The following is a 10,940-nucleotide window of genomic DNA, read 5'->3' as shown; positions in this document are numbered from 1 at the left end:
AGCCTTCCTCTCCAGGACAAGCCGGTCTCGGGGGCAGGCTCGGAAGCGGCCGCCATCAACGAGCACAACATGGTGGTTGGCTGGCGCGACTCCCGCCATCAGACCCAACCGGTGGTCAATGGCACCAACCGCATGCAGGAAGCCTTCCTGCTGAACGCGGCCGCCCCGGCCAACAGCTGGTATCTGAACGATCTCATCTGTGGCAAGGATGACGCCGGCAACAAGCAGTGTGCCCAGAACGGCAAGTACTATCACATCGCTTATGCCAGCGGCATCAGCAGCGACGGCACCATTGCCGCGACGGCGTATCGCTATGACAGCGAGAGCGACCTCAACAAACGCGCCAACGCCACCGTGGTCGCCGTCAAACTGACGCCGGCCGTGGCGGATTATCAGGGCAATGCCCCGGCCAGCTATGTGGTCAGCAATGCGCCGGTCAACAACCAGACCGGTCAGGATGGTGGCGAGGGCGGTGGTGGCAGCCTGTTCTGGTTGACTCTGCTGGCGCTGCCCTTTGCCTGGCTGCGTCGCTATCAGCGATAAATAAGTGTCATCAAAAATTAATGCAGTTCAGTATCTTGTGTCACAACCCCTGAATAGCATGGAATTTTTTGTTTGACCCTGCCTCCCCCCTGGGGTAAAGATGAAGGCGACCGGTGAAAAACTGGTCGCTTTTTTTGTTCCACGAAGAGGGTCGTAGATGATGAAGAGACAGAAACGGGACCGTCTGGAGAGAGCTCGCGCTCGTGGTTATCAGGCTGGCGTAGTCGGCAAACAGAAAGAAGCGTGTCCGTACCAGTGCCTGGATGCCAGGGGCCATTGGCTTGGTGGTTGGCGCGATGCCATGGAAGGGCGAGGCTCAGGCCTCTTCATGAAGTAACCGATACTTCATCACTCATTACAAAAGGAAAGGGGCCATCGTGGCCCCTTTACGTTGTCTCTGCTCACCAGGAGCAGGATCAGAATGCGGTGGTGTCTTTGAACAGGCCCACTTTCAGATCGGTGGCGCTGTAGATGGGGCGACCATCCACTTCCACGACGCCATCGGCAATGCCCATGACCAGTTTGCGGTTGATGACGCGCTTGAAGGTGATCTTGTAGGTGACCTTCTTGGCCGTCGGCAGGATCTGGCCGGTGAACTTGACTTCACCGACACCCAGCGCACGTCCTTTGCCAGGACCCCCTTTCCAGCCCAGGAAGAAGCCGACCAGTTGCCACATGGCATCCAGGCCCAGGCAGCCGGGCATGACGGGATCGCCGGGGAAGTGGCAGTCGAAGAACCAGAGATCCGGCGTGATATCGAGTTCAGCCAGGATTTCACCCTTGCCGTGCTCGCCGCCATGGTCGTTAATCTTGACGATGCGATCCATCATCAGCATGTTGGGGGCGGGCAGCTGGCTGTTACCTTCACCAAATAATTCGCCACGGCTGCAGGCAAGCAGCTCTTCACGGGTAAAGGACTCTTTGCCTTGTTCGCACAGGGAGAGGCGGGGATCAGTGGTGTCGTTATCTAGGGTCACGCTGTTTATCCTTCATATGGGTCAAAGCCGGGCCAATTTAGCTTACAGATGTTCGCTAAACAACTCCGATCACTTCATTTAACGGCCAAGCAGCCGGTCCAGCAGGCTGCGCAGCAGGCCGCCACTCTTGGTTGCCGTGCCATTGAGTTCGTCCAGTCTCTCCTGGATGCGACCAAACAGGGTATCCGGCATGTCCGGTTCGCCAGCAACGCAGCCGGTGAGCAGCTCGATTGCCTCTTCCACGTGATCCACCGGGTGGATGTGGAACTGGCCGGCCTCTACTGCCGCGATCACTTCATCAGAGAGGTTGAGCTGCTGGGCGTTGGTGCCTGGCAGCAGAATGCCTTGCTTGCCGGTGAGGCCGTGGATCTTGCACACCCGGAAGAAGCCCTCAATCTTCTCGTTCACGCCGCCAACGGCCTGCACATTGCCGAACTGGTCGACCGCACCGGTCACGGCGAAGTGCTGGTAGATGGGCTGGCGGGCGAGGGCGGAGAGCAGGGCACACAGGCCGGTCAGGGAGGCGCTGTCACCATCGATCTCGTGGTATGACTGCTCGAACACCAGGTTGGCCGAGAGCGGCGAGGGGTTCTCTGCGCCGAACTTGTTGGAGAGGTAGCCGTGGATGATCATCATGGCTTTGGCGTGAATGTGCCCGGCGAGCTCCGCCTTGCGCTCGATGTCAGCCACATCGCCATCCCCGAGGTGGACGGTCGCGGTGAGGCGTACCGGCTCCCCGAAGTCATAGGGATGGCCAGCCACCTGGATGACGGAAAGGCCGTTGATCTGGCCAACCTCTTCACCGTCGGTCTGCAGCAGGATCTGGCCGTCGATGACACCCTGATCCGATTGCTCCACCAGATAGTTGAGGCGGTAATCCTGTTCTTCCAGGGCGAGCAGGATATGTTCGTCAGTGACGCAGGTCGCTTCCAGCTCGCGGGCCAGGCTGTCGGCCATGCGCATGATGGCGCCGAGCTGTACCTCGGAGAGGGATAGCCACTCCTGGTGGTCACACAGGCGGCTGGCATGGCGACAGAGGGCGAGGAGGGCACCTGGGGTGAAATCCAGCAGCGCCCAGCGCGCTCGCAGCCAGGCGAGATATTGCAGGAAGGCGGGGAGATCTTCCTCGATGTTCACTTCGGAGACCAGATCGGCACGCAGGAAGATGCGCTCCGCCATGTCCCTGTCCAGCATCTGGAATTCCGCCACGTCCAGCCTGTCACCGACCAGGATCAACTTGAACCGGATCGGGGTCGCCTCCGGGGTGAAGAAGGGCGTAAGCGTCTTGCCTTCCTGATAGGCATTCCAGTCCAGCTCGCCTTTTTGCATGGCGTTCTTGAGCTTGAACCAGAGATGAGGCTGATCCAGCAGCTCATCAAGCTGAAGTACCAGGTAACCACCGTTGGCTTCCCGCAGCAGACCAGGTTCCAAAAGATGCTGGTTGGCGTAGACGGAGCCTTGTTCCGTCTGATAGTTGATGGAACCGAACAAGGTATCCCAGTTCAGGTCGCGGCCGTAGACGACAGGGGCTTGCTGATCCTCATGATGGATCAGCAGGTTGATGAGCACTGGGTGCTGGAACTCGAGGCCCTGGGCGACATGGGCGGCCAGATCGGAGAGGAAATCCACGATCTTGGGGTCGTTGTTCTGTTTGCGGATGATCCGGGTGACCAGCCGCTCGGCGTCGAGATGGTGGCTCATCAGCTTGAGCAGCTCTCCGACCATCTCGCAGAACTCGAAACCCGAGCCCGGTTGCAGGCGCAGCCAGATGGGTTTGAAAGGGTTGTTGAGATTCTCGGTATAACAGAGATCGAACAGGTCGCCATCCTTGCCATTCGAAGAGGCAATCAGGGTCTGGCAGACATTCTCGTAATCTGCACCGGGGAAACCGTTGAGGATCATGACCGGGCAGTCACCATCAAAACTGGCCAGCCGTTTTATACCCGAAATCGCTCTGGGTTGCAGGGCGGCAAACGGAATGGGGTCGAGTTCGCCAAGTGTGGGGAACTGCTCAATCGAGAAAGCGGGTTTTAATTGTTCTGATGTTAATTCAGCCACTTAAGACATCCGGTCGGGGATAGGATCAATTGCCACCATTATACACAGTTCGGTTGAGGGTGACAGAATACCAAGACATTCAATTTAACATAATATACATTATGCGCGGTATGGTCAGGCCCGCTCAGTGGAGACAGAAACACAGCCGCCGCAAGGGCTACCGCCGTGCCAGCTCCTTTCGAATACTTCGCCAGGATATCGTACCAAGCCTGTTTCAGCTCGGGATCGGTCTCTCTGACAGCCGCAAGGCTTATTAGCACTTCTTTGACGTCTAGGCCGATTTCCTCGGCAATCTTTTTTGCAGTCTCATCAGTGAGTTGCGCTTTGCCTTTGGTCAAACGTGAGACGTGAGATTGTGTAAAGCCAAGCTCTACAGCGACTTCCTGAAACTGGGTGAACTTTTTGGCTCTCATGTAGGCCTGGATCAGCGTTTTAGAGTCCATTTGCCTTAACTCCTCAGTTTATCAATGGCCGTATCATAACCATTTTGCGGCCAAAAAGGCCCGTTGAAACTTACTTGGGAAATTGATCAAATGCACTTGCCTACTAACTCAAGTGATTGATCTATGACCCACTCTAGCCCACAAAACCAGGATCTGCCCGCGCTCATTGAGCGCAAGGTCTATTGGCAGGCAGAGCCGACTGGCGATTACTCCGCCTGCATCGCGGGTCAGGTCGAGATGTTCCGCGACCTGCATGAGCTGCGGGTCTATCTGTCGATGACGTACCCCGATACCGTGTTCGAACTGGTGGAAGTCACCGAGGACACGTGGCGCGGCTTCTATGACCAGGGAGTGTTTTTCGATGACTGGTCATAGCTCCGTGATGCCGATAAATGGGGTTATCGGCAACAAAACCCTGATCGATTATCTGTCCTTCACCTGGGCGCCGACCGAGTTGATCCAGATGAAGGAGCTTGCCAAGCAAGGGGCGCTCTTGAAGGCTATCCCGCGCTTCGATACCAAGGTGAAGGCCCTGCAAGCGGCCATTTCTGAACCCCCTGTCGAGGGGCTGCGTTATCTCTGGAAGCGTCCGGTTGGCTTCGCTCCCCTCGCCCGTTTTGACAAGGTGACAGAACGCCTGTGCGGCAAGGCCGAACGGCTGGGGGTCTCCCCTGCCCCAACGGTTGAATATGACAAGACCACTGAGCGGTTAAGCCTCCAGGGGGTGCCTAAGTCCCCTGCCCCTGTCGTGACGCTATCCATGACCGAAATGATGGAGCGTGCTTTGCATTCCGGTTACAAGGCCCGTGCCGACATTCGTAAGGAGTTGAAGGCGGTCTGCACTGCCCTGCTCAAGTTCTCCGAGTTCGAGGTTGTCGAGGGTGCCAAGTATTGGGAAGCCTACAACGACTTGATCGACTGCTACGGCGTCCAGTTCCTGGATGCCCTCTGCTGCAACGAGCTGGAGCTGTGGTTAGAGGAGCTGAATACCCGTATTGGTGTCCCCATCCCCGAACCGCGCTTCACGATGCGCCCTCGCCGCTCTGGCCTGCACGGTTACGCCAATTCGGCTGACCTGCTGTGTGACGGCATCCCCTGCGGCCTGATTGGCTGGGGTGCGGCAAACCATGGTTGCATGGTGAGTTTTTCCGGTGTGGGTTGTGCCGCCCTGGATTTCCAGGCTTTGCATGATGTTATCTCTCACATTCCAGGCGTGCGCATCACACGGGTGGATCTCGCCCTGGATGACTACAGCGGCGAGCACATCACCTACCAGGGTGCCATTGCCGGCGCGGAAGCCGGCGAGTTCCATCCCCAGCGGGGCCGCGCTCCGTCCTGGATGAAGATTGAATCGGGTGAGTTCGTGATCACCGAGGTTGCCAAGGGCATCGCCAAGCGCTTTGGCATGGTGCCGACCAAGGGCTGCTCGTTCTACGTGGGCAGCCGCATCAACGGTAAGTGCGCCCGGGTATACGAAAAGGGCAAACAGATGCAGTCGGCTGAGTATCCGAATTGGGTACGCGCCGAAGGCGAGCTGCACAATAAGGACCGCATTATCCCGCTGGACGTCCTGGTAAACCCAGACCCCTATTTTGCGGGGATGTATCCGCAATTTGATAAATGGCTGGCTGCTATCCAGGAAGCGGAAATAAAGCCCGTCAGACTGACCACCTTTAAAAACAAGTTCAAAACGTCCAGGGACAATGCCGTCTTTAATATGTCCCGCATGGCGGGTCGCCTTGTTAATTGGTTAGCGAACATCGAGGGATTATCGCCTGAGAAGATTGTTAACCAATTAACTGCGCACCTGGAAGAAAGTGATATTCCGGCGCGATTAAGAATGCCGCTCCCTCCTGACTTGGACGAGCTGCCTGTATTTTCGACCTAACTAAGGTTCTTCAACGAGGTAATAACTATGTCTATTCTGTCTGGTGTTCTGGTCACTCGCGTGACCCATGGCTACGGTGTTTCCCGCAAATCTGGCGCTCCGGTGCCTTACGACTTTGCCCAGGTCGAATACCTGGCTCCTGCAAACAACGTCAACAAGCCGGAGTGCAATATCAACTCCTGGGGCTATGAGGTTCGCCAGTTGTCCCTGCGCAATGATGCGCCGACTATCAAGGAAATGGCTGATTGCCCCAAATTGGTGGCGATTGATCTTATTCTGGAAGCGGATCCCCAGAATCCGACCCGTAACGTTGTCGTCGGCTACCAAGCATCTAAAAAGCCTCTGTAAACAACCAGCGCCAACGAGGAGGAGGAGCGAGGGCGCGCAGCGACCGACGACGAGGGCGCAATAATGATTTGCCTGGATATTACCTCCGAAGGATATACCCGCCTTTCAGAGGGGGATTCTTGTAATTACGTGCTCTTGACTGTCCAGGAGCATACCAAACTCACCGATATCTCTAATTGGTTCCAATTCGATATATCGGTTGTGGGAATTGCCTTTAGCTCTGGGATTGTTATTTGGGCTTTGGGTTTAAAACTGGGCGCTATTGCCCGTGTCATTGTAGGTGCAAAAAGAGGATAAACGAGTATGCGTAACTATTTCCGTAATGGCTGTATCGCCCTGGTGGGCTCCGTAGCTGCTGTCGGTGCCAATGCTGCTGATGGTGGTATCGCTGCCGCTGCGGGTGCTGCCCTGGATGCTGCCCAGTCTGACGTCACTACTACCGCGCCCAAGGTGATGATGGTCGTGGCTACAGTCGTCGGGGTCGGTATCCTGATCGCGCTCATGCGTAAGGCTTAAACCGTGTCCCTCTTGATTGGGACGCTATGGTTTTTGTTCTTTGTCGAAGGCTGGAGAACATCGTTTTCGATATGACATAAGGCGGCTTCGGTCGCCTTTTTTATTGGGGGTCGCGTGAGATTGCTTTATCTGCTCTTCCTGGTGCCGCTGGGGGCGTTTGCGAGCTGTCCGGCAGGGCTCAATCTGCAAAATGTGCCTATAGGTACAGAAATGCCCTATTGCGTTAAATGGGAGTCCTCCACTCTGGGCGGGTGTCAGGTCGTTTGCCCTGGAGTCTGTGTTGAAACGCCATCTACGGGCACCATGGGCCCCATACAGTCTAACGGTGTGGAATGTACCGTGGGCACTGGTACTGGTACTGGTGGCGACGGTGGCGATACTGGGGGCAGTCCTGGCGGGGATGGTAGTCTTCCTGGTGATACCGATAATATTGCTGGTTGGCAATATTTTAATCATTACGGTTATCAGACCGTGGGTCATACCCTTTCAAAGATTAATACTAATTTAGGTAAGCAGTTGACGGGGGTTAATTCTAGACTTTCTGATTTGAAGGATTATTCCAATCAGATCGCTGATAATACATTTAAGACCCAGCTCGGATTGTCTGGCGTTAATGACAAGCTTAATGAGGCGCTAACTTATATACGGGAAACCCCTGGTCGAATAGAGGGGACTAATCTTTATTTGTCTCGCATGGAGGCTGATTTTGATTTGGCAAATCTCCAGTTAAAGAAAATCGCTGATAGCATGGTCTCTTCTGGCGGTAAAAGTGGTGCCGTTTCTACTGTTGATTTATCTGCAATCAAAGGTGATGTGGCCTCGCTTAAAGCAATGCAACAATCATCAATGTCAATCATTGGCTCTATTCTTGGCAATACTGGCTCCATGGATTCCAACTTGCGCAATATGTCGGGACATTTGGGGTCTATCGATGGCACACTTAGATCGATGAATAGCACAAGCTCATCCCAATTAGGCGGTATGCAAAACAGCCTTGCGGCTATCAAGGGGATGACTCAACAGGCGTTAAATTCAGGCTGGGGAAATTCTGGCAGTGGTCAAGATGGGTCTGGCGACTTTAATATTGATTATTCTCAGATGCCAGGTTCTTCATCAAATCCATTGCATGTGGCAAAGGCTGAATATGAATCACCGCTTTGCTCGGGTGATGCTAGTTGCGCCTTTGACCTGGAGCAGATAACGAAAGTATATGGTGAGCATAAGGAGGCTTTAAAAAGCCAGTATATTTCTATTAAAAATGAAATGACCGATATGTTTAAATATCAGTTCTATGGCTCTGCCTCGGCTCCTAAATGCTTCGATATGTTCTCCATATTTGGAAAGGATTATCAAGTCTGCCCTGATTCCGATGGCTATTGGGATTTTCTGGCGGCTTTGATGATGTTTATTTTCTACTTTACAGCATTCATTATTTTGACTAGAAGGTGATAGCGATGGAGTGGTTAGGTGATTTATTCAGTGGGTTGTTTCAGGATATATATGATCTTGCTGTCCAGGTAACGGCCTGGATTTCGGTAAAACTGGCTATTCAGTGGATTGAGTTTAAAATATTCCTGTTGGTGTTTTCATGGGATGTTGCCAGGGAAATCCTCATAAACTTGCAATTCAGTGATTTGATATCGTCCTCCTTTAATAGTCTCCCAGCATCTGTGCGGGATATTTTGCTCTATCTGCAATTTGACAAGGGTCTGTCCGTTATTACCCAGGCATTTGTGACGCGCTTTCTACTGAATATCTTCGGGTGGTGATCCATGTCCATCAAAATCCATCACGGTGCGCCAGGGTCTTATAAATCAAGCGGCGCTATTCACACCGATGTGATCCCGGCCATCAAGGCGGGTCGCTACATCATTACCAACGTGCGGGGCTTCTCGGTGGAACGTTGCCGCGAAGTGTTGGGTAAAGAGGTGCCGGACGGCTTTGAGGTGCTCTATGTCGAGACTGAATCCCAGGAGGGCCGCGATCATCTGGCGCGGTTCTACCATTGGGCACCCAAGGGGGCATTCTTCCTGGTCGATGAGGTGCAGCGGGTATTCCCGCCAGCATGGCGCCAGAGTGACCTGGATAAACTCGATTATCCTGGTGGGCCGGATAAGGCGAAAGAGGATGGCCGACCCGAAACAATCGACGTCGCTTTTGATATGCACCGTCACCATAACTGGGACTTTGTATTAACCACCCCGAACATCAAAAAGGTGCACCAGGTAATTCGGGCTGCGGCTGAAACGGCCATTCGTCATACCAATATGGCGATATTGGGCATTGGTGGCCGTTATAAGACCGTTCTTCACCTTTCCGATAACTCCGGTACGTCTCTTTCTGATGTCCTGCAAGCCAAGCCATTTAATAAGGTGCCCAAGTATGTTTTCAAACTTTATGACTCAACTGCGACCGGTAAAGTCTCGGATACAATCGCGGGTAGCTCGATGCTCCGAGACCCTAAAATACTTTTTGTTCTGGTCGTTTGGGGACTCTGTATGTTCTTTGGTTTCATCAAGCCTGAGTATATTGACTCGCCTGCTAAAGCCCCTGTGGTGGCTTCTGCGCCCGCTGATGCCGCTATTTCGGTTCCTGGGCAAGTGGGTGCTGCGCCCGCTGCTAATGTACGTCCTAGTGGCGCTCCTGCTGCGGATGCTGCTGGCGTCTTTGCTGTAGGTCCGTTCGCCGGATACCGGATGATCATCAACTGCCATGTGCTGACCAAAAGTGATCGAGACGTCTACAACGTCGAATATTGCTTCGCCCTGCGCAAAGGTGACGACGAGCAAGCCATCTATGCCGAAGAGTGGCCGCAATTCTTCGTCGATTTGAAGCCCATGACGGCGTGTCATGCGGTTATCCAGTACCAGGGGCAGCCAGTGGACGTTTATTGCGACCCTGACGGGGATGCGCTGCGAAAGCGGGTCAATGGGGCGCTCTTTGCTGGTGCCAAGAATGACGGGATGCCTAGCGATGACCGGACATAAAAAAAGCTCGGGGGTTACTGTGGTTGGCATCATTGCTGTCTGCATTGATATTGCCATCCTGATAGCCATAGGGAGCAATCCTAGCTATTCCGCCGAGGCTCGTTGGGCCTGTGTTGCCCTGGTGGCGCTGTTCTCGTTGCCTCCCCTGCTCTGGCTCTTTGGGGGTCACCTTATCGAGCTGGAGGTTAAGTGGCAGCACCACTGCCGGGCAAAACGCCGCGCTCGCTCTGCTGCCACTCACGTTAAGAATGGCCGCTGACCATTAGCATATGGTGAGCTGCGCGAACCATGATAAACGCCCTGCCGGAGGGCGCTTGCGTCCCGAGGACCTATGCCCCCCAGGTGTCCGCCTCCCTGGGGTGATTCACGACATTGAGTGCCTCCGCTGAAATAACCCCCTTCCCTGCTAAACTGTGTTCTTTATGTATTGCTGTTATCATGGAGGGGCGCTATTAGAGTTTAATAAACTCTAATAGCATCTATTTCAAATCGTGAGTTATTAATCTCACACTTAAATACCTCCACATGATGCAATGGATGATTTGGATTCTTAAATGCATTTATAATCTTATCCTTTTCATTAAACCTAGCTCCAAGGTAGATTCTTTTTATTTTGTTTGCAGGAACTTTGCTTAAGTACATAAATAAATTGCTTTCAAATACATTGTCAAAGAACTCAAGGTCGGAGCATTCGGTTGTTGTATAACCATTATCAAGATACTTTATTTTTGATTTGTTTATTCTATTTCTAAGTTCCTTGGGTATTGTTTTTCCTGGTTTCAATTTGACGTAATCAGCCTCAAGAAAAGACATTATATTTCTATGCTCTTTCTCGTACATCCATTCATCACTTTTAAGGGTTAGGTGTTTCATGCATAGATCAATTGTTATTTTATTCTGATTTTGGACGTTTATTTCTACTATGTCGCTATAATCAGCTCTCCTTGTATCGTATTTTACTCGTTGAAAGGAGTGCAATGCATTTGATAATGTATCATATAGCCTAGGCTTTGATTTTGACCAGTCTGTTTCAACTTCAATGCAGATACCTTCATGGTTGTCTGCATAATGTGCCCACATTAATAAATTTCTATGTGTTTCGCTAAAAGAAATGACACCAGCGCCATTTAGTGTCCCTTTTATGTTTCTCTCTACTACTTTTTTTAATTCTTCCTCTTTA

General features: G+C 52.9%; 14 protein-coding genes. 10 read left to right on the top strand and 4 right to left on the bottom strand.

The features are described from left to right. A partial coding sequence (locus AACR77_RS11350; RefSeq protein ID WP_042878232.1) for a DUF3466 family protein occupies positions 1–543 on the top strand: 543 nt, incomplete at its 5' end. 157 nt (positions 544–700) lie between these two features. Beyond that, positions 701–880, top strand: coding sequence for a ribosome modulation factor (gene rmf, locus AACR77_RS11345; RefSeq protein ID WP_005315693.1), 180 nt, complete (start codon positions 701–703; stop codon positions 878–880). A gap of 79 nt (positions 881–959) precedes the next feature. On the opposite strand, the gene fabA is transcribed toward rmf, so the two are convergent. From fabA to AACR77_RS11330, 3 genes are all read right to left on the bottom strand, one after another. Further along, on the bottom strand, positions 960–1,520 hold the full coding sequence (gene fabA / locus AACR77_RS11340) for a 3-hydroxyacyl-[acyl-carrier-protein] dehydratase FabA (protein ID WP_010674758.1): 561 nt from the start codon (positions 1,518–1,520) through the stop codon (positions 960–962). Between the two features lie 78 nt (positions 1,521–1,598). Then, on the bottom strand, positions 1,599–3,578 hold the full coding sequence (locus AACR77_RS11335; RefSeq protein ID WP_042017065.1) for a Lon protease family protein: 1,980 nt from the start codon (positions 3,576–3,578) through the stop codon (positions 1,599–1,601). 38 nt (positions 3,579–3,616) lie between these two features. Next, positions 3,617–4,021 carry a helix-turn-helix domain-containing protein gene (locus AACR77_RS11330; protein WP_042878228.1) on the bottom strand — a complete coding sequence of 135 codons (405 nt, stop codon included), beginning with the start codon at positions 4,019–4,021 and terminating at the stop codon, positions 3,617–3,619. Positions 4,022–4,144: 123 nt separating this feature from the next. Here AACR77_RS11330 and AACR77_RS11325 point away from each other — a divergent pair, with 123 nt between their 5' ends. The 8 genes from AACR77_RS11325 (at position 4,145) to AACR77_RS11290 (ending at position 10,019) form a co-directional block, all read left to right on the top strand. Then, positions 4,145–4,396: a hypothetical protein gene (locus AACR77_RS11325; protein WP_039040799.1), complete on the top strand. Its 252-nt coding sequence runs from the start codon at positions 4,145–4,147 to the stop codon at positions 4,394–4,396. Further along, positions 4,383–5,909, top strand: a complete 1,527-nt coding sequence (locus AACR77_RS11320; protein ID WP_042878226.1) for a replication initiation factor domain-containing protein — start codon at positions 4,383–4,385, stop codon at positions 5,907–5,909. Before AACR77_RS11325 ends, AACR77_RS11320 begins: the two co-directional genes overlap by 14 nt. 27 nt (positions 5,910–5,936) lie before the next feature. After that, positions 5,937–6,257 (top strand): hypothetical protein, encoded by a 321-nt coding sequence (locus AACR77_RS11315; RefSeq protein WP_042878225.1) that lies wholly within the window; start codon positions 5,937–5,939, stop codon positions 6,255–6,257. A 303-nt stretch (positions 6,258–6,560) separates the two neighbouring features. Continuing rightward, on the top strand, positions 6,561–6,773 hold the full coding sequence (locus AACR77_RS11310; protein WP_042017657.1) for a hypothetical protein: 213 nt from the start codon (positions 6,561–6,563) through the stop codon (positions 6,771–6,773). Positions 6,774–7,112: 339 nt separating this feature from the next. Beyond that, positions 7,113–8,222, top strand: coding sequence for a hypothetical protein (locus AACR77_RS11305; RefSeq protein WP_139739368.1), 1,110 nt, complete (start codon positions 7,113–7,115; stop codon positions 8,220–8,222). A 5-nt stretch (positions 8,223–8,227) separates the two neighbouring features. Continuing rightward, complete coding sequence (locus AACR77_RS11300; protein WP_042878223.1) at positions 8,228–8,542, top strand: DUF2523 family protein; 315 nt, start codon at positions 8,228–8,230, stop codon at positions 8,540–8,542. A 3-nt stretch (positions 8,543–8,545) separates the two neighbouring features. After that, positions 8,546–9,760 carry a zonular occludens toxin family protein gene (locus AACR77_RS11295; protein ID WP_042878221.1) on the top strand — a complete coding sequence of 405 codons (1,215 nt, stop codon included), beginning with the start codon at positions 8,546–8,548 and terminating at the stop codon, positions 9,758–9,760. Beyond that, positions 9,747–10,019: a hypothetical protein gene (locus AACR77_RS11290; RefSeq protein ID WP_042878219.1), complete on the top strand. Its 273-nt coding sequence runs from the start codon at positions 9,747–9,749 to the stop codon at positions 10,017–10,019. Before AACR77_RS11295 ends, AACR77_RS11290 begins: the two co-directional genes overlap by 14 nt. Before the next feature lie 200 nt (positions 10,020–10,219). Here AACR77_RS11290 and AACR77_RS11285 read toward each other — a convergent pair. Further along, positions 10,220–10,940, bottom strand: a 721-nt coding sequence (locus AACR77_RS11285; RefSeq protein ID WP_156133341.1) for a DUF2971 domain-containing protein, incomplete at its 5' end; no start/stop codon positions are given.

The organism is Aeromonas sp. ZOR0002 (assembly GCF_963866995.1).
In the GTDB taxonomy this organism is placed as follows: domain Bacteria; phylum Pseudomonadota; class Gammaproteobacteria; order Enterobacterales; family Aeromonadaceae; genus Aeromonas; species Aeromonas caviae.
This window is presented reverse-complemented; position numbering and strand designations above follow the sequence as displayed.